Source organism: Nocardia sp. NPDC041819 (assembly GCF_055590505.1).
This window is the reverse complement of record NZ_JBVJAP010000008.1, coordinates 13581-30780: the sequence shown is the minus strand read 5'-3', so window position 1 is coordinate 30780 and position 17200 is coordinate 13581. Positions and strand designations below refer to the sequence as shown.

Below are 17200 nucleotides of genomic sequence, written 5' to 3'. Positions count from 1 at the left end.
GTCCTCAGAGCTGAAGCGGTAGATCCGGAGATCAGCGCCCGAACCGCTGCTGATCTCCGGATAGTCTGCGCCGAGGCGGGATCAATCCAATCGTGTCAACCGGGCGATGATCGTCGTGGCCATCGAGGCCGGGTCACCGTGGTCGGGCCGTAGGACGATCTCGGCTTCGGTGGGTGCTTCGTAGGGGTCGTCGATGCCGGTGAAGCCGCGGATCTCGCCCGCGCGGGCTTTGGCGTACATGCCCTTGGGGTCGCGGGCTTCGCAGACCGCAAGTGGCGTGTCGACGAACACTTCCAGGAAGGGGATGCCTGCCGCTTCGTGGGCGGCGCGAACGCGGTCGCGGTCGGCGCGGTAGGGGCTGATCAGTGAAACCACCGCGACCACGCCGGCTTCGGCGAACAGTTTCGCCACTTCGCCGACGCGGCGGACGTTTTCCTCCCGGTCGGCCGTGCTGAAGCCGAGATCCGAGTTGAGGCCGTGGCGCAGGTTGTCGCCGTCCAGGAGGAATGCCGGGCGGCCCGCGGCGACCAGCCTGCGCTCCAGTTCCACCGCGACGGTGGACTTTCCGGACCCGGACAAGCCGGTCAGCCAGACCGTCAGGCCGCGGGTGGCGCGCTCGTCGCGCTCGACGGCCGTGGAGTGCCAGACCACTCGGGTGGAGGGCAGGCTCGGGCCGGTGATCATGCCCGCGGCGACGGTGTTGTTGGTGGTGTCGTCGACGAGGATGAAGCTGCCGGTGGCACGGTTGCGGCGGTACGGGTCGAACAGCAACGGTTGCCGTGTGCGCAGCTGGACGCGACCGATCTCGTTGAGTGACAACGACTCCGCGTGCTCGTCGCGATGCAGCGTGTTGACGTCCAGCCGGTAGTCCAGCGAGCGCACCTCGGCGGTCGCGGCGCGGGTGCTGTGCCGGATGGTGTAGGTAGCGCCGGGTGTCAGCTGGGCGTCCTCGGCGAACCAGCACACCATCGCGTCGAGATCGCGACCCGCGGTCGGGCGGTTGTTCGGACGGCAGATCAGATCGCCGCGCGAGATATCCAGCTCGTCGGCGAGCTGGATGGTGACCGCCTGCGGCGGAAAGGCTTCCGCGACCGGCGCGCCGCCCGGCCCCCAGATCGCCTCGACCGTGGTGGTGAAACCGGACGGCAGCACCGCCACCTCGTCGCCGGGCTTGAAGACTCCGCCCGCCACGGTGCCCGCGTACCCGCGGAAATCCTGCGCGTGGCTGCGGGTGACGTACTGCACCGGGAACCGCGCATCGATCAGGTTGCGGTCCGAGGCGATGTGCACCTCTTCCAGGTGGTGCAGCAGGGGAGTGCCCTCGTACCACGGCATGCTCGCGCCACGGTGCACGATGTTGTCGCCGTGCAGCGCCGACACCGGCACGAAGGTCAGGTCGGAGACGTCCAGTTTGGACGCGAATCGCGCGAACTCCTCGCGGATCTCCTCGAACCGCTCCTGCGACCAGTCCACCAGGTCCATCTTGTTCACGCACAGCACCAGGTGCGGGATGCCGAGCAGGCTGGCCAGGAACGCGTGCCTGCGGGTCTGCTCCACCACGCCCTTTCGGGCGTCGACCAGGATCAGCGCCAGGTCGGCGGTGGAAGCGCCGGTCACCATGTTGCGGGTGTACTGCACGTGCCCCGGAGTGTCGGCGATGATGAATTTTCTTCTCGGCGTGGCGAAATAGCGATGCGCCACGTCGATCGTGATGCCCTGTTCGCGTTCGGCGCGCAGGCCGTCGGTGAGCAGGGCGAGGTTGGGATAGTCGTCGCCGCGGTCGCGGCTGGTGCGCTCCACCGCGGCGAGCTGATCGGTGAACAGCGTCTTGGAGTCGAACAGCAGCCTGCCGATCAGCGTGGACTTGCCGTCGTCGACGCTGCCCGCGGTGGCCAGGCGCAACAATGTGGTCGTCATCAGAAGTAGCCTTCGCGTTTGCGGTCTTCCATGCCTGCCTCGGAGATGCGGTCGTCGGCGCGGGTGGCGCCGCGCTCGGTGACCCGCGCCGCGGCGACCTCGGCGACCACCTCCGCGGGTGTGGCCGCGGTGGATTCGACGCAGCCGGTGCAGGTCGCGTCGCCGACCGTGCGGAACCGCACGGTGGACTCGTAGGGCTCCTCGCCGTCGAGCAGTTCGAGAAAGCGGGTGTGCGCCAACAGCATTCCGTCGCGCTGCACCACCGGCCTGCGGTGCGCGTAATAGAGCGGGGGCAGCTCGATGCCTTCGGCGGCGATGTAGCTCCAGATGTCCAGCTCGGTCCAGTTCGACAGCGGGAACACCCGGATGTGCTCGCCTGCGCGGTGCCTGCCGTTGTAGAGGTTCCACAGCTCGGGGCGCTGCCTGCGCGGATCCCACTGGCCGTACTCGTCGCGGAAACTGAACACCCGCTCCTTGGCGCGGGCCTTCTCCTCGTCGCGGCGCGCGCCGCCGAAGACCGCGTCGAACGCTCCTTCCTGGATCGAGCGCAGCAGCGTCGTCGTCTGCAATCGGTTGCGGGAGGCGCGCGGCCCGGTCTCCTCGACCACGCGCCCCGCGTCGATGTCGTCCTGCACTCGCCCGACCACCAGGCGCAGGCCCAGCCGTGCCACCGTCTGGTCGCGGTAGGCGATCACCTCGTCGAAATTGTGCCCGGTGTCGATGTGCAGCACCGGAAACGGCAGCGGCGCCGGCCAGAAGGCCTTCGCCGCCAGGTGCAGCATCACCACCGAGTCCTTGCCGCCGGAGAACAGCAACACCGGGCGCTCGAATGTCGCTGCCACTTCACGGAATATGTGCGCCGACTCGGCCTCGAGCGCGTCCAGATGGGGCAGCTCGTAGGTGCTCGCCGTCGACTTCGCGTACTGGCTCACATCGCAAAACTAGAACACGTTTCGGTTATCGGTCAATGGTTTGCGCCCGCCCGAATTCGCCGTCACCGCGTCGGCGGCCGCCACCAGCGCCGCGCCACGGCGCGCGATCTCGGCCCCGGTGACGGAACGGCCGACGTACATCGTGAGCACCATGTTCTGCCTGCCGTCACCGTCGTAGGTCGGCGCGGCGAGCAGGCTCACCGCGTGTTCTTTGCGTGGCCGCAGATCCGAGCCGAGATACACCCGCTCGCCCAGGCTGGTCACCAGCTCGCCGACCAGTTCGCGCAGCTCGGGCGGCAGATCGCGGTCAGCGACGCCGGCCAGCAGCGAGTACAGCCGCCGCCCGGCCGTGGTCATGCTCTCCACCAGGAATCCGCGCTCGCGGCATTCGGCGACGACCTGGCGCAGTCGCTCCTCGTCCTGTCGCAGCGGCACCGCCGGGGGTTTGGCCAGCCAGGCGTCGAACGCCGCGTCGGCGTCCCAGAGCACGTACATCAGGCCGACCGGCGGCGCGAAATGGTAGGCCGCGCCCACCTTCACCAGGCCGGGTCCGGTGCTCTCCAGCACCATGATCTGCTCGCCGACCACCGCCGACGCGGTGCAGGTGGTGTGGTAGCGCGCGGAGAGTTTCTCCAGCTCGACGCGGGCGAGCGCGGAAATCGCGAAGCTGTCCTGCGCCACCCGGCCCGCGGCGATCAGCGCCGGCCCGAGCCCGTAGGTGACCGTGCCCGCATCGCGCACCAGGTAGCCGCCCGAGGTCAGCTCGGTGAGGATGCCCAGGCAGGTCGGCTTGGCCAGGTCGAGCTCGCGGGCGAGCTCGGAGAGCCCGAAGCGTTTCCCGCGCTGTTCGACGAAGAAATCCAGGACCTGAACCACCCGGGCGGTGGGTGCGGACCGTCGGCCGACCATTGACCACTCCTAGAACACGTTCTAATCTTGCCTCTATCGAAATGTACCAGAGTGGTACATATTTGGAACACCGGAGAGAGCCTCTTGCTGACACAGCCGTTCGCGGACGCCATCGCCGCCGCCGAGCAGATCATCACCGGAGCCGCGCACATCCGCACCGAACAGGACCTCGTGGAGGGCTACGACTATCTGGCGGGCAGCATCCGCGCGTCGTTGCAGATGGCCTGGGCCTACGAGCGGGACTTCCCGTTCTTCGTGATGTCCACCGGCCCCTACACCAAGATGGGCCTGGACAACCCCGACACCCTGTACTTCCACTCCTATCTGCGGCCGGACGCGGAATACGTGGTGACCGGCACCCGCGGCACCACCCGCGACCTGAGCTTCCAGGTGCTCAACGGCAACTACTCGCCGGTGGACGTACCCGACAGCCTCACCGCCTTCGACGACCGTGAACTCGACATCCGCCCCGACGGGTCCTACGAGATCCGGTTCGGACCCGGTGAAGCCGGACCCGGCTACGTGCACCTGGGCGCCGACGCGGCGATGCTCGTGGTCCGGGAGGTGCACAGCGATTGGACGACCGAGAAGGCGGGCACGATCCGCATCCAGCGGGTGGACCGGATCGGTGACGCGCCGCCGCCGTTGACCAAGGACGTGATGACCAAGCGGTACGGCGTGGCGGGCAAGATGCTGGTGTCGCGGTTGAAGACCTTCCTCGCCTTCCCGGAGTGGTTCTATCTGAACCTGCCGGTCAACACGCTGACCGAGCCCAGGCAGACTCCGGGCGGATTGAGCACGCAGTTCTCCTCGGTCGGTCACTACGACCTGGACGACGACCAGGCCATGATCATCACGGTGCCGAAGTCCGACGCGCCCTACCAGGGCTTCCAGCTGGGCAGCATGTGGTACCTGTCGCTGGACTACATCAACCACCAGACCAGCCTCACCGCCGACCAGGCGCAGGTGGACCCGGACGGGATGATCCGGCTGGTGGTGAGCGAGCGCGACCCCGGCGTGGCGAACTGGATCGAGCGCACCGGGCACGCCAGGGGATACCTGCAGTTCCGCTGGCAGCGGTTGTCCCGGGAGATGAAACCCGACGACGGGCCGACCGTGGAACTGGTGCCGGCCGCCGACCTGCCCGCCCGCTTGCCGTTCTACGAGCAGGCGCGCGTCACGCCGGAGCAGTGGCGGGCCCGGATCGCGGCGCGTCAGGTCGCCGTCGCGGAGAGGATGCTCGGCTGATGTTGTTGCAGGACAAAGTGGTCGTCGTCTCCGGCGTGGGGCCGGGACTGGGGCGCGCGATCGCCGTGCAGAGCGCGAAAGCGGGCGCGGACGTCGTGCTCGCGTCCCGGACCGAGTCGCGACTGACGGAGGTGGCGAAGGAGATCACCGAACTGGGCAGGCGCGCGGTGGTGGTGCCGACCGATATCAACGACGAGGCGGCGGCGGCCCATCTGGTGGAGGCCGCGCACAGCGCGTTCGGCAAGGTCGACACGCTGGTGAACAATGCCTTCGCGATCCCGCCCATCGTCGACCTCGCCGACGTCGACCTGGACCAGGTGCGCGCGGGCTTCGAGACGAACGTGCTGGCCGCGCTGCGCCTGACCAGGCTGTTCGTGCCCGCTCTCGCGGAGACCAAGGGTTCGGTCGTGATGATCAACTCGGCGGTGCTGCGCCACTCGCGGCGGACCTTCGGGCCCTACAAGATGGCCAAGGCCAGCCTGCTCGCGCTGGCCCAGAGCCTGGCCACCGAACTCGGGCCGAAGGGCATCCGGGTGAATTCCGTCGCGCCGGGCTACATCTGGGCCGACAACCTGAAGTGGTATTTCAACTATCTCGCGCAGCAGCGCGGGATCACTTCCGAGGAGGTCTACGCCGAGACCGCGAAGACCACCGACCTGCGCAAGCTGCCCGAACCCGACGAGATCGCCGACGCGGTCGTGTTCTTCGCCTCCGCCATGGCGCGCGCGATCACCGGCGCGTGCCTGGACGTCAACGCCGGCGAATACCACCACTAGGAGATGACCGTGATCGGTAGGGACGACGTCGGAACCATCGACGATCTGCACGCCTCGGCGACGAAGGTGGTCGGGCTGGAGGATTTCGGCACCGACGACTACCGCGAGGGACTCGGGGTGCTGCTCGAGTCCTATGCCCGAGACGCCGAACTCACCCCCTTCGGCAACAAGGTCAACCGCGCCTTCCTGCGCGGCGCCTTGATCGCCCGGCTGCTCAGCGAGGCCGCCTGGAAGCAGCACCCGCGGCACGCCGACGTGGCGATCGAACGGCCGATCTTCGTGACCGGCCTGCCGCGTTCCGGAACGACGGCGGTGCACCGCCTGCTCAACGCCGACCCGGGCCACCAAGGCCTGGAGATGTGGCTGACCGAGATGCCGCAGCCGCGCCCGCCGCGGGAGACCTGGGCGAGCAATCCCGTGTACCAGCGTCTCGCGGCCGCCTACGACAAGCACCATGTGGAGCATCCGGAATTCATGGGCGTGCACCACATCTCGGCAGACCAGGTGGAGGAGTGCTGGCAGCTGCTGCGGCAGTCGGCCATGTCGGTGTCCTACGAATGCCTGGCCTACCTGCCCACCTATTCCGAGTGGTTGCGCGACCGTGATTGGACGCCCGCCTACCGCAGGCACCGGCGCAATCTCCAGCTGATCGGGCTGCCGGATGCCGGAAAACGATGGGTGTTGAAGAACCCGAGCCACCTGTTCGCGCTGGACGCCATCTTCGAGGTCTATCCGGACGCACTGGTCATCCAGATGCATCGCGATCCGCGCACCATCATCGCGTCGGTGTGCAGCTTGAACGAGCAGGCGACGGCGGGCTGGTCGGAGAAGTTCCGTGGTCCCGTGGTCGGCGCGACGCAGCTGGATCTGTGGGCGCGCGGCGCGGAGCGGTTCCTCGTCGACCGCAAGCGCCACGACGCGGCGCAGTTCTGCGACGTCGACTACGACGCCTTCGTCGCCGACCCGATCGGCACCGTCGAGTCGATCTACCGGCATTTCGGGCTGCCGCTGACCGGCGAGGCGCGCGCGGCGATGGCCGCGTTGCATTCGGAGAGCACGTCGGGCGCCGCTCGTCCGGCGCACCGCTACACCCTGGATGATTTCGGGCTCACTTCCGAGCAGGTGGACGCCCGGTTCGGCGCGTATCGGGAGGCCCATTTCCCGGGGCGGTGACCCGCTCGGCCACCGGCGTCGCCGTCACGACCCGCACCAGGGAGTGCGCGGTCGTGACGGCGAAGCGCCTACCGGCGCACGGCGCCGTCGATCATGGGCAGGCGCAGCCCGGCGAGTCTGCGCGCGGCGGCCGTTGGTCGTCGGGATTGTCCGGATCGGGGTCGCCGAACCACCGCGACGGCGTGTGCCTGCCGTAGGTGTCGTGCCAGTCCCACCATTCGTAAGGCGGGGTCTGCGGGTAGCCCTCCGGTGAGTCCTCCCAGCGCTCCTGGCGTCCCAGCGCGGTCATGTCGAGGTAGCTCCACGTGGTGCCCAGCGCCTCGTCGCCGCGGTTGTTGATGAAGTAGGTGCGGAACACGCTGTCGCCGTCGTGGATGAACGCGTTCGTGCCGTGCCATTCGTCCACGCCGAAGTCGGCGTCGAAGTCGTCGGTGATGGTGTACCACGGCATCTGCCAGCCCATCCGGGCCCGCACGCGCTCGATGTCGGCCTGCGGCGCCCGGGATGCGTACACGAGGGTGGTGTCGCGGGCGTTCAGGTGGGCCAGGTGGGGGAGATGATCGGCCATCATCGAGCAGCCACGGCAGGCATGGTCGGGCCAGCCGCTCACGCCGGGCTCGAAGAAGGCGCGGTAGACGATCAGCTGACGCCTGCCCTGGAACAGGTCGAGCAGGCTCGCCTTGCCGTCGGGTCCTTCGAACGCGTACTCCTTGTCCACGGCCTGCCATGGCATCCGCCGCCGCGCGGCGGCCAGTGCGTCACGGGCGCGGGTCCACTCCTTCTCTTTCACCAGCAGCCGCTGCCACGCTGCCTCCCACTCCTGTGCCGAGACGATCGACGGTGTGTTCATCGTGTTGGGCTTCCTTTCGATTGCGTGGTTCAGGCCAGCGGTGATATGCCCGCGGCGGTGAGCGTGTTCGCGTGGTGGACCGGGTGCGCGGCGGTCGCGATCTCGAGAACCGACTTGCCCACCTGCTCCGGGGTGAGGGCGGGTCCCATGGACCGCGCGAACGTGTCGGCATCGACGCCTTGCCGTTCGGCGTAGGCCGCCACCGCCGCGGCGCCCAGATCGGTGGCCGGCGTCAACTGCGGGAGAACGGACACGAACCTGATCCCCAGCTCCGCCCGTTCCGACTCGACGGCGGCATAGCTCGTGATGAGCCGCACGGTGGCCTTCGCCCCCGCGTAGCCGCCGCTCAGCGGCGACCCGTTGATCGCGGCCCCGCTGGAGATCGCGATCACCGAGCTACCCGGCGCCAGCGGCCGGCGCAGCGCTTCGCGAATCCAGTGGAACGCTTGGGCCACGTCGACATTCCAGTTCTCGCTGAAGGTCTCCCACGTCTGATCCTGCACGGGACTCATGCGCGGAACGGCGCCCGCGCACAGGACCACCGTGCGCGGGCGGTACTCGTGGAGGAGCCGGCTTGCGGTCGCGGGGTCGGCCGCGTCGGCGGCCACGGCGGTGAAGCGGCCGCCGAGTTCGTCGCGCACCGCATCGAGCTGCGCGCCGGTGCGGGCCACGCCGACGACCTGCGCGCCGGCAGCCGCCAGCGCCCTGGCGATACCTCGGCCGAATCCACGGCCTGCTCCGGTCACGATCGACGTGGTGCCCTGTAGGTCGCCGGGTTCGGTTGTTTCGTTCACGGTCGTCTCCACTTCTGTCGGTGATGTGCTCGAGGTCCTCACCAATTCGGATACGTGGAGCCGCCGCGATTCATCGGTGCGGCGCCGACCGATCGATCTCCGGGTCCACGACGCGGCCCGCTTTCCCGGGGTAATCGGTGACGAGCCGACCGATGAATTTCGTCCGCCGGACGTATCAGTACTGGTAGGGGTGCCCATCCCCGCCACGTCGAGACCTAGGAGTACGACCGTGCCGGTCCAGGAGGATTTCATCGAGCAGGCGGCGCCGTTGCGCGCCGAACTGATCGCGCACTGCTATCGCATGCTCGGTTCGGTGCACGACGCCGAGGATCTCGTCCAGGAGACGTACCTGCGCGGCTGGCGCGGCTATGCCGCGTTCGAGGAGCGGGCGGCGCTGCGCACGTGGTTGTACCGCATCGCGACGACCGCGTGCCTGCGCGCACTGGAGAATCGTGCGCGGCGGGTGCTGCCCGCCGGTCTGGGCGCCGGCTCGGCCGACCCAGACGCGGGTCTCGACCGCGATGGCGGGACATATGAATGGATGCAACCACTGCCGGACGCGTTGACACCGGAAACGGCATTCGTCACCAGGGAAAGCATCCGGCTGGCCGTGGTGACGGCCATGCAGGAGTTGCCCGCGCGTCAGCGGGCCGTGTTGATCCTGCGCGACGTCGCACAGTTCAGTGCCGCCGAAGTAGCGGAGCTGCTCGAAACGACGCAGGCCGCGGTGAACAGCGCCCTGCAGCGGGCCAGGGCACGACTCGCCGAGGTCGCCCCCACCGGCGACAACGCGACCGAACCGGAGGACGCCGACCGCCGCGAACTGCTCGACCGTTACTGCGCGGCCTTCGAGAACGCAGACCTCGCCGCGCTCACCGAGCTACTGGCGGCCGATGTCCGGCTCGAAATGCCGCCGGTGCCACTGTGGTTCACCGGGCGCGAGGCGGTGACCCGGTTCCTGGCCAAGCGTGCCTTCGCCGAGCCCGGCGATCTCGTGCTGATCCCGACGGCCGCGAACGGACAACCCGCTGTGGCGGAATACCGTCGCGGCGCGGGCGGCCTCCTGGAAGCCCATTCGATCCACGTGATCACCACCGGCGCCGACGGGGTCGCCGCGATCACCGTCTTTCTCGAACCAACGTTGTTCGACGCTTTCGGCATGCCGCCGACCCGCCTCGCGGAGCGCTCGGGCAACTGACCCGGCGGCGGAGCGCGAGCCTCAGGGCTGGCCAGGCTTGAGCACGATGAACAGCCCGTTCGCCTCGGCGCACAGCCGGTCGCCGTCGTGCAGGGTGGCCCGCACGTAGACCTTGCGGCCCTCCTGCCGTTCGGCCCACGCGCGCACCTTCAGTTCGGTGTTCAGCGGAGTGATGGAGCGGTAGTCGACGGTGAGCGACGCCGTCCTGGTCACCGCGCCCGAATGCACGGCCGCCGCCATGCCGAGCAGGTCGTCGAAGGCGATGGCGATCTGGCCACCGTGGGCGGCGCTGTTGCCGCCGAGATGGAAGGTGCGGAAGGTGAGCCGCGCGTCGACGCCCCGCTGGGGGTGGACGTGGTCGATGAAGAACGGCGGCAGGGTGATGTTGCCGCGGGCGGGCAGGTCGAAGCGGGTCCAGTTGGGCGTCGACCACTCGTCCACCGCGGCGGCGTCGAGCTTGTCGTTCAGCTCCTTGAGGATGCCGATCGCCTCCACCGCCAGTTCGTCGGAGGGCGAGGCCAGCCGGACACGGTCCATCAGGCCGCGCACCTGCTCGATGAACTGCCCGTAGTGCGGCCCGCCGCGGGAGATGTCGTCCTTGGCGGCCTCGTGGGCGGCGATCAGCTCGGTCATAGGCCGGAACCCGCCCTCGTGGTGCTCCTTGCTCGGCAGCGAGTCGCCGGCCTGCGGTTCGTTCATAAGAACAAGTTATCGGTTGCCCGGGGAATGCTCGCCGGGCGGGTGCGGTGTCCGCCGCCGCGAGCCGTCACCGCCTAGGCTGGTGCGCGACCGGATATCGCCGCTACCCCGGTGATACCGGCACGGTTCCCCGCGGCCGGAGACGCGATCCGGCCGCGCTCGATCTGTGACCGCTTCGGCTGGCGAAAGGCATTGTGCGCATGGGTATCACCGCGGTCGTGTTCGACATGGACGGCGTCCTGATCGACTCCGAGCCGGTCTGGGAGCTGGTGCGGCGCGGCTATGTCGCGGAGAAGGGCGGGCGGTGGCTGCCCGACACCCAGCAGCGGCTGATGGGGATGAGCACCGGTGAGTGGTCGGCCTACCTGAGCGGTGAGCTGGGTGTGGGCGAGCCGCCGGAGACCGTCGCGCGGGAGGTCATCGAGCGGATGGCCGAGCGCTACGACGAGGGCGTGCCGGTGCTGCCGGGCGCGGTCGAGGCCGTGCAGCGGATCAGCGAGCACTGGCCGCTGGGGCTGGCCAGCTCCTCGCCACGCGCGCTCATCGACGCGGTGCTCGGCCGGACCGGTCTGATCGAGTACTTCTCCGTGACCTTCTCCACCGAGGAGGTCGACCGCGGCAAACCCGCCCCGGACGTGTACGTGACCGTCGCGACGTTCCTGCGTCAGCGGCCTGCCGACTGTGTGGCCGTGGAGGATTCGAGCAACGGCCTGCGCTCGGCCCATGCGGCGGGGATGCGGGTGATCGCGGCGCCACGCCCGGAATACCCGCCCGCCTCCGATGCGCTGGCCATGGCCGCCAAGGTGATCTCCGGCCTCGACGAACTCACTCCGGCGCTGATCACCGGCTGAGGCCGGCTGGTCAGGGGTGGTAGGAGGTCAGCAGGGTGCGGGCTGCGGCGGTCAGGTCGTCCTCGAGCCACGCGGGCAGGACCGCGGCGTGGGCGTGACGGCGCAGCGCCGCGTAGGGCAGATCCACGACCGCTCGCGAGACCGCCTCGATCTCGCGTTCGCCGTCCCCGCCGAACACGCCGTCGGCGATGCGGCGCAGGTGCTCGATCAACGGCGCGTTCATGCCGGCCAGGGTGGTGCGGAACTCGGCATCCGGCCCGCCGTCGAGAAGATCGCTGGGGCGCAGCTCGAGCAGGAGCTTGGCGTCCTCGGGTAGTTCGCGCCCGAACCGCAGGGCGGCTCGCACCATCTCGACCCCCGCCTCCACCGGGTCCGGCCGGTCGGCGGCGGCGAGGGTGCCGTCCTGGAAGCGGCGCAGCGCCCGCAGCCACGCGGCGGCGAGCACGCCGTTGCGGTTGCCGAAGCGGTGATACAGGGTCCCGACCGGGGCTCCGCTGGCCTCGGCGATGGCCGACACGCTGGCCGCGCGAGGTCCCTCGGCGAGCACCAGGGTGCGGGCTGCGTCGAGGATCACGTCGGTGTCGTGCTTGCGGGGTGGTGCCATGTACTAGTACGGTCCTTCTATATGGAGCGTTTGTCCTATATAGATGAGCATGCCAGATCGGTCGAGGCGAATCGCGAGCGGGCGTGGAAAGCGGTGCTGAAAGTCGTGTGCCACGACTCGCACGAGCCGTCGCCGCCGAGCGGGTTCGTTGTCGATTCCCTCGCGGAACCGCGCCGTTTGGCGCTGCGCGGACAGCACTGGTTCTCGAAGTACGCGCTGATCTTCGAATTGGACGAGGAGGGGCCGAGCCGGACCCGCGTCCGCGCCCGCAGTTACGGCGACTTCCCTGGTCTGCACGGCCGGATCTACCGTGCGCTGGTGGTAGGGACGGGCGGTCACCGCCTGGTGGTGCGTCAGATGTTGCGGCGGATCGCGGCGACGGCATGATCCCGGGGACGGTGTGGGGCGCCACCGAGGCCGAGCGCGAAGCGCCCCTGCCGTGCGACGACCGGCTACCCGACGGCTTCCATGCCGACCGGGCGATCAGCGTCGACGCGCCGCCCGCGCTCGTCTACGCCTGGCTGTGCCAGCTGCGGATCGCTCCCTACAGCTACGACCTGCTGGACAATTTCGGCACACGCAGCCCGCGCCTGCGCGACCCGGCGCTCACCGAACTGGCGGTGGGGCAGCGGTTCATGTCCCAGTTCGAACTCGTCTCCTTCGTCCCGGGCGAGCACATCACTCTGGTCGCGGGCAAGGTGTGCGTCACCTACGCGGTGCGGCCCGAAGGCGCGGGAACCCGGCTCGTGGTCCGGATACGCTGTAGCGCACCGAAATTCGTCGCTATAGCGCTCGCCCTCGGCGACCTGCTCATGATGCGCAAACAACTGCTGACGCTGAAGGAACTCGCCGAAGCCGAACACCGCACCGCCTCGACGGCCTAGTTCTCGTTGCCCGCGCATTCCGCGCTCAGCGGTGGCGCAGGCCGATCGACCTGCACCTGAGGTGGGCGACGTGATGACGCTGGTCATCGCAACGCCGTCGCCACGATTCGCACCGCCGCAGTCATCGGCTCCTTCCGTCTATGCCGCTGCTCGGCGACGACCGTGGTCGCCGGGTCGGAGCTTGTCCACGCGGGCGCCGAGCGGTGATAGCGCTCAGGGGAGGCGTTCGACCAGGTCGAACTTTCGTTGTTCGAAGCCCTTCGGCACGGTGTCGCGCACCGAGATCAGGGCGTGTGCCCAGGAGCCGAGGAGAGTGTGGTCGCCCACCGTGCGGCCGGGGTCCGGTGTGGGGTCGGCGGTGAGCAAAGGCAACGGGTGGATGCGGTGCCGGGCCTCGTTCTCCAGCACTGTCGCTTTGTCCACGAAGATCCGCATGTCGTGATTGAGCAGGTACCGGCCGACCGCCCCGTGTTCCGGGGGTAGCAGGGCGGCGACCGAACCGACTGTGTGATAGAGGTTTTCGATCTTCGGCGACCGTGGCGCACTCCGTCCCGCCCAGGTGACCCTGGCCGGTTCGGCGAGTAGTCGCTCGATTCCTTGGACCAGGTGGTGGCCGATCCTTGCGTGTTCCATGAGCCTGGCGCCCAAGTCCACATAGCCGAGCACCCGGTGATCGTCGGTGCGGAGTACCGCTCGATACAGCTGCCACACGTAGCCGTATTCCCTTCGGTGGTAGACGATTTCGTTGCATGCTCACACGCGATTGCGGTGTGGCGATTACAGCGGCGTTACCACCGTGGTGCGGACGGGCGGCCTCCTCTGGACGGGCGAGTCGTCTACGGGGCTAGCCCGACGGCCATGCGGTGGGTTTGCGTGCCGCCCGCGCGGTCCAGCGGCCGTCGTCGTGGCGGACTTCCACCGGGTGCGCGAACGCCGCGGTGACGTTCTCGGTGGTGATCGTCCGCAGGGCCGGACCCGACGCGACGGCGTGACCGTCGGCGATGAGCAGTGCGTGGGTCGTCGTGCTGGGAAGTTCCTCCAGGTGGTGGGTGACCAGGATGGAGGCGACGTCGGGGTGCGTCCGGTCCAGGGTGTCGAGGGTGTCCAGGAGTTGTTCGCGGGCGGCGACATCCAATCCGGTGGACGGTTCGTCGAACAGCAGCAGCCGCGGCTGCGCGATCAGCGCTCGGGCGATGAGCGTGCGGCCGCGCTCACCCTGGCTCAGCGTGGGCCAGAGCTCGTCCGCCTTTCCGGTCAGTCCGACCGTGTCGATCATCGTGTCGGCCCGGTCGCGCTGGTCGGCTGTCGGCGTCCAGCGCATGGGGGTGTCGATGGTCGCGGTCAAGCCGGTCAGCACGACCTCGCGGATGGTCAGCGCGGAGCGCAGCGGGTGGCGCGGGTTGACCTGACCGATGCCCCGGCGCAGCCGTTGAAGTTCGACGCGGCCGAGTTCCGCGCCGAGTACCCGCACCGACCCCGAGGTGGGGAAGGTAACCGCGCCGCAGAAGCCCAGGAGTGTGCTCTTGCCCGCGCCGTTCGGTCCCAGCAGGGCCCAGCGTTCGCCCGCGCGCACGGTCAGCGAGATCCCGTTGATGATCTTCTTGCCGTCGCGGCGGAAGGTCACATCGGTCAGTTCGAGCACCGGTTCGGTCACGTGAAAGCCTCTTTCAAGGTGGTCAGGTGGGCGCGGCTGTACTCAGCGGCGGCGGCGGGATCGCGGGCGGCGATCGCGTCGGCGAGCCGCTCGTGCGCCGCGTGATCGGCCGGCTCCGACGGCACCGGGCGGATCTTCAGCATGTCGATCATCGCCAGGCGCAGCCGCGGCAGGAAGCTGTCGAACAACTGGGTCAGCACGTCGTTGTGGGCGGCCACGAGCACAGCCCGGTGGAACGCCATATCGGCATCGACGTGCTCGGCCACCGGCCCGCCGTGCGCCTCGCGCGCGGCGAGCGTTCGGCGAATGGCCCGCAGGTCGGCGGGGGTCCGCCGCTGGGCGGCCAGGGCGGCGGCCTCGGCCTCGATGGCGATGCGCGCTTCGATCACCGAGGCGATCGTGGCGCGGCGCAGCACCGTGTCCCACTCCTCGGTCGCATGCAGAGCGGTCACGAAGACGCCCGCGCCCTGGCGGCTGTCCAGCACGCCTTTCCCGGCAAGTTCGCGAATGGCCTCCCGCAGCGTCGAGCGGCCGACGCCGAGCTGTGCGGCCAGCGTGGTCTCACCGGGCAGGCGGTGACCCAGCGGCCATTCGCCCGCCTGTATGCGGGCCAGGAGTACCTCGGCCGCCTGCGCGGCCAGCGGATGACGCCGTACCTGCGAGATCATCGGTACCTCTCTACTTGTCTGAGGAGTCGGGTACAGTCTAGCCATCATGCGCACCATGCTTCTGCTTAGCCGCCACGGCGGGGCCTGAACGACCGGCCGCCCGCCGTGGGGCTTCGTCGTGGCCGGTCACCTCTCGTCGTGACGGCCGCAACGGCCAGGAAGCAGACCCATGACCAGCGCTTTCCCCACCATCGATACCCCCTCGGGCGACATACCGGATCAGGCCACGGCGTGGAATCGCCAGCGGCACTCCCGAATGCCCTCGCACCGCTACCGCGACATCTACCAGCGCGTCGAGGTCCCGCTCACCCGGCGGCAGTGGCCCGACGCGAGGATCACCCGAGCCCCGCTGTGGGTGCCCGTCGACCTCCGCGACGGCAACCAGGCACTCGCCGAGCCGATGGACCCGGCGCGCAAGCGGCGCTTCTTCGAACTCCTGATCGCCATGGGCTACAAGGAGATCGAGGTCGGCTACCCGTCGGCGTCGCAGACCGACTTCGACTTCGTCCGGCTCATCGCCGAGGACGATCTGGCGCCCGAGGACGTCACCATCGTCGTCTTCACCCCCGCCCGCCGCGATCTCATCGAGCGCACCGTCGCCTCGATCCGCGGCATCCCCAACGACGTGGTGATCCACCTGTACACCGCCACCGCTCCCGCTTGGCGCGACGTCGTGCTCGGCAAGGACCGTGCCGCGCTGCGCGAGCTGATCCTCGACGGCGGCCGCGCCGTGCTGGACTGCGCCGGGGACCTGCCGAACGTCCGGTTCGAGTTCTCACCCGAGGTGTTCAACCTGACCGAGCCCGACTACGTGCTCGACATCTGCGACCGGATGACGACCCTGTGGGACGCCACCGCGCGCAGGCCGGTCATCCTGAACCTGCCCGCCACCGTCGAGGTCGCCACCCCGAACGTGTACGCCGACCAGATCGAGTACATGCATCGCAATCTGGCCCGCCGCGACAGCGTCATCCTCTCGGTGCACCCGCACAACGATCGCGGTACCGGCGTGGCGTGCGCCGAGCTGGCGGTTCTCGCGGGCGCCCAACGCGTCGAGGGCTGCGTCTTCGGCAACGGCGAGCGCACCGGCAATGTCGACATCGCCACGCTGGCGCTGAACCTGCACGCGCAAGGCGTCGATCCGATGATCGACTTCTCCGACATCGACGAGATCCGGCGCACCGTCGAATACTGCACGCGCATGCCGATCCACGAGCGCCACCCGTACGTCGGCGACCTGGTGCACACCGCGTTCTCCGGCACCCATCAGGACGCGATCAAGAAGGGAATGGCCGAGCATCGCGTCCGCGCCGCCGCGACGGGCATCGCGGAGCGCGCGCTCGACTGGCAGGTGCCCTATCTGCCCATCGATCCCGCCGACCTCGGCCGCAGCTACGACGCGGTGATCCGGGTCAATTCGCAGTCCGGTAAGGGCGGCATCGCCTACCTGCTGCACACCGAGTACGGCATGGACCTGCCGCGGCGCCTGCAGATCGATTTCGCCCGGCGCGTCCAAGCGCTCGCCGACGACACCGGTGCCGAGGTCACCGCCGCCGAACTGCGCGATCTGTTCGAGGCGAGCTATCTCGACGACCCGTCGTGGCTGGGGTTGAAGGACTGGCGCAGCACCGTCGACGGCGCGGAGACGAGCACCGAGATCACGCTGACCGTCGACGGTGTCACCCACCGCACACGGCGTCCGGGCGACCCGCTCGCGGTGCTGACCGAGGCGCTGGCCGACGCCGGATGCCCGATCGAGGTACTGGGTCTGACCCAGCAGTCGATCGGCTCGGACGACGACAGATCCGCTCTCGCCTACCTGGAGTACCGCAGCGGCGAACACACCGGATGGTCCTGCGGCCGAGCCGAATCGGCCGTGGCGGCGGCACTGGCCGCGCTCGTACGCGCCGCCGGACGCTCGGCGCGACGATGATCGTCTGACACGGTCGGTCCAGCGCTGGTGAGCCGATCGAGGTGCTCGGCCGGTCCGGCACCTCGATCGGTCCGGCGGCGCGATCCTGGTCCCGCGCTCGCCCATATCCC

At 69.1% G+C, this 17200-nt stretch carries 18 protein-coding genes; 8 read left to right on the top strand and 10 right to left on the bottom strand.

The window, feature by feature from the left end; all coding sequences use genetic code 11:
- Positions 1–81 precede the first annotated feature (81 nt).
- The 3 genes from cysC to ACZ6DL_RS22445 are packed head-to-tail and all read right to left on the bottom strand — an operon-like array spanning position 82 to position 3758.
- Positions 82–1917: an adenylyl-sulfate kinase gene (gene cysC, locus ACZ6DL_RS22455; protein ID WP_466053855.1), complete on the bottom strand. Its 1836-nt coding sequence runs from the start codon at positions 1915–1917 to the stop codon at positions 82–84.
- Positions 1917–2849: a sulfate adenylyltransferase subunit CysD gene (gene cysD, locus ACZ6DL_RS22450; protein WP_393236120.1), complete on the bottom strand. Its 933-nt coding sequence runs from the start codon at positions 2847–2849 to the stop codon at positions 1917–1919. The genes cysC and cysD overlap by 1 nt, the downstream gene beginning before the upstream one ends.
- 9 nt (positions 2850–2858) lie before the next feature.
- Positions 2859–3758: a helix-turn-helix domain-containing protein gene (locus ACZ6DL_RS22445; RefSeq protein WP_466053854.1), complete on the bottom strand. Its 900-nt coding sequence runs from the start codon at positions 3756–3758 to the stop codon at positions 2859–2861.
- An 84-nt stretch (positions 3759–3842) separates the two neighbouring features.
- Here ACZ6DL_RS22445 and ACZ6DL_RS22440 point away from each other — a divergent pair, with 84 nt between their 5' ends.
- The 3 genes from ACZ6DL_RS22440 to ACZ6DL_RS22430 are packed head-to-tail and all read left to right on the top strand — an operon-like array spanning position 3843 to position 6955.
- Positions 3843–5006, top strand: a complete 1164-nt coding sequence (locus ACZ6DL_RS22440; protein WP_466053853.1) for a hypothetical protein — start codon at positions 3843–3845, stop codon at positions 5004–5006.
- Positions 5006–5782: an SDR family oxidoreductase gene (locus ACZ6DL_RS22435; RefSeq protein ID WP_040866449.1), complete on the top strand. Its 777-nt coding sequence runs from the start codon at positions 5006–5008 to the stop codon at positions 5780–5782. Before ACZ6DL_RS22440 ends, ACZ6DL_RS22435 begins: the two co-directional genes overlap by 1 nt.
- 9 nt (positions 5783–5791) lie before the next feature.
- Positions 5792–6955, top strand: a complete 1164-nt coding sequence (locus tag ACZ6DL_RS22430) for a sulfotransferase family protein (RefSeq protein WP_466053852.1) — start codon at positions 5792–5794, stop codon at positions 6953–6955.
- A 91-nt stretch (positions 6956–7046) separates the two neighbouring features.
- Here the strand turns inward: ACZ6DL_RS22430 and ACZ6DL_RS22425 are convergent, their stop codons facing one another.
- Together ACZ6DL_RS22425 and ACZ6DL_RS22420 are read right to left on the bottom strand one after the other, a co-directional pair.
- On the bottom strand, positions 7047–7805 hold the full coding sequence (locus ACZ6DL_RS22425) for a DUF899 domain-containing protein (protein WP_466053850.1): 759 nt from the start codon (positions 7803–7805) through the stop codon (positions 7047–7049).
- Positions 7806–7834: 29 nt separating this feature from the next.
- Complete coding sequence (locus ACZ6DL_RS22420) at positions 7835–8599, bottom strand: SDR family NAD(P)-dependent oxidoreductase (protein WP_466053848.1); 765 nt, start codon at positions 8597–8599, stop codon at positions 7835–7837.
- A 229-nt stretch (positions 8600–8828) separates the two neighbouring features.
- On the opposite strand from ACZ6DL_RS22420, the gene ACZ6DL_RS22415 reads away from it, so the two are divergent.
- Positions 8829–9797, top strand: coding sequence for an RNA polymerase subunit sigma-70 (locus ACZ6DL_RS22415; RefSeq protein WP_466053847.1), 969 nt, complete (start codon positions 8829–8831; stop codon positions 9795–9797).
- A gap of 21 nt (positions 9798–9818) precedes the next feature.
- On the opposite strand, the gene ACZ6DL_RS22410 is transcribed toward ACZ6DL_RS22415, so the two are convergent.
- Positions 9819–10496 carry a PaaI family thioesterase gene (locus ACZ6DL_RS22410; RefSeq protein ID WP_466053846.1) on the bottom strand — a complete coding sequence of 226 codons (678 nt, stop codon included), beginning with the start codon at positions 10494–10496 and terminating at the stop codon, positions 9819–9821.
- Between the two features lie 200 nt (positions 10497–10696).
- On the opposite strand from ACZ6DL_RS22410, the gene ACZ6DL_RS22405 reads away from it, so the two are divergent.
- Positions 10697–11347 carry an HAD family hydrolase gene (locus ACZ6DL_RS22405; RefSeq protein WP_040866452.1) on the top strand — a complete coding sequence of 217 codons (651 nt, stop codon included), beginning with the start codon at positions 10697–10699 and terminating at the stop codon, positions 11345–11347.
- A gap of 10 nt (positions 11348–11357) precedes the next feature.
- Here the strand turns inward: ACZ6DL_RS22405 and ACZ6DL_RS22400 are convergent, their stop codons facing one another.
- On the bottom strand, positions 11358–11951 hold the full coding sequence (locus tag ACZ6DL_RS22400; RefSeq protein WP_466053844.1) for a TetR/AcrR family transcriptional regulator: 594 nt from the start codon (positions 11949–11951) through the stop codon (positions 11358–11360).
- Between the two features lie 21 nt (positions 11952–11972).
- On the opposite strand from ACZ6DL_RS22400, the gene ACZ6DL_RS22395 reads away from it, so the two are divergent.
- Together ACZ6DL_RS22395 and ACZ6DL_RS22390 are read left to right on the top strand one after the other, a co-directional pair.
- Positions 11973–12338: a hypothetical protein gene (locus ACZ6DL_RS22395; RefSeq protein WP_466053842.1), complete on the top strand. Its 366-nt coding sequence runs from the start codon at positions 11973–11975 to the stop codon at positions 12336–12338.
- Positions 12335–12835 (top strand): hypothetical protein, encoded by a 501-nt coding sequence (locus ACZ6DL_RS22390; RefSeq protein WP_466053840.1) that lies wholly within the window; start codon positions 12335–12337, stop codon positions 12833–12835. The genes ACZ6DL_RS22395 and ACZ6DL_RS22390 overlap by 4 nt, the downstream gene beginning before the upstream one ends.
- A gap of 213 nt (positions 12836–13048) precedes the next feature.
- Here the strand turns inward: ACZ6DL_RS22390 and ACZ6DL_RS22385 are convergent, their stop codons facing one another.
- The 3 genes from ACZ6DL_RS22385 to ACZ6DL_RS22375 form a co-directional block, all read right to left on the bottom strand.
- Positions 13049–13546: a hypothetical protein gene (locus ACZ6DL_RS22385; protein WP_466053838.1), complete on the bottom strand. Its 498-nt coding sequence runs from the start codon at positions 13544–13546 to the stop codon at positions 13049–13051.
- A 133-nt stretch (positions 13547–13679) separates the two neighbouring features.
- The gene (locus ACZ6DL_RS22380; protein WP_466053837.1) at positions 13680–14489 is read right to left on the bottom strand and encodes an ABC transporter ATP-binding protein; all 810 of its coding nucleotides are present in this window, start codon (positions 14487–14489) and stop codon (positions 13680–13682) included.
- Complete coding sequence (locus ACZ6DL_RS22375) at positions 14486–15157, bottom strand: FadR/GntR family transcriptional regulator (RefSeq protein WP_466053835.1); 672 nt, start codon at positions 15155–15157, stop codon at positions 14486–14488. The genes ACZ6DL_RS22380 and ACZ6DL_RS22375 overlap by 4 nt, the downstream gene beginning before the upstream one ends.
- A gap of 256 nt (positions 15158–15413) precedes the next feature.
- Between ACZ6DL_RS22375 and ACZ6DL_RS22370 the strand changes: the two genes are divergently transcribed.
- Positions 15414–17090: a 2-isopropylmalate synthase gene (locus ACZ6DL_RS22370; protein WP_466054317.1), complete on the top strand. Its 1677-nt coding sequence runs from the start codon at positions 15414–15416 to the stop codon at positions 17088–17090.
- Positions 17091–17200 lie beyond the last annotated feature (110 nt).

What these genes read in the sequence shown, in the direction of transcription:
- cysC (WP_466053855.1), bottom strand. Translation starts at nt 1,917, where the DNA reads ATGACGACCACATTGTTGCGCCTGGCCACCGCGGGCAGCGTCGACGAC.
- ACZ6DL_RS22445 (WP_466053854.1), bottom strand. Translation starts at nt 3,758, where the DNA reads ATGGTCGGCCGACGGTCCGCACCCACCGCCCGGGTGGTTCAGGTCCTG.
- ACZ6DL_RS22435 (WP_040866449.1), top strand. Translation starts at nt 5,006, where the DNA reads ATGTTGTTGCAGGACAAAGTGGTCGTCGTCTCCGGCGTGGGGCCGGGA.
- ACZ6DL_RS22425 (WP_466053850.1), bottom strand. Translation starts at nt 7,805, where the DNA reads ATGAACACACCGTCGATCGTCTCGGCACAGGAGTGGGAGGCAGCGTGG.
- ACZ6DL_RS22410 (WP_466053846.1), bottom strand. Translation starts at nt 10,496, where the DNA reads ATGAACGAACCGCAGGCCGGCGACTCGCTGCCGAGCAAGGAGCACCAC.
- ACZ6DL_RS22405 (WP_040866452.1), top strand. Translation starts at nt 10,697, where the DNA reads ATGGGTATCACCGCGGTCGTGTTCGACATGGACGGCGTCCTGATCGAC.
- ACZ6DL_RS22400 (WP_466053844.1), bottom strand. Translation starts at nt 11,951, where the DNA reads ATGGCACCACCCCGCAAGCACGACACCGACGTGATCCTCGACGCAGCC.
- ACZ6DL_RS22395 (WP_466053842.1), top strand. Translation starts at nt 11,973, where the DNA reads ATGGAGCGTTTGTCCTATATAGATGAGCATGCCAGATCGGTCGAGGCG.
- ACZ6DL_RS22390 (WP_466053840.1), top strand. Translation starts at nt 12,335, where the DNA reads ATGATCCCGGGGACGGTGTGGGGCGCCACCGAGGCCGAGCGCGAAGCG.
- ACZ6DL_RS22375 (WP_466053835.1), bottom strand. Translation starts at nt 15,157, where the DNA reads ATGATCTCGCAGGTACGGCGTCATCCGCTGGCCGCGCAGGCGGCCGAG.
- ACZ6DL_RS22370 (WP_466054317.1), top strand. Translation starts at nt 15,414, where the DNA reads ATGCCCTCGCACCGCTACCGCGACATCTACCAGCGCGTCGAGGTCCCG.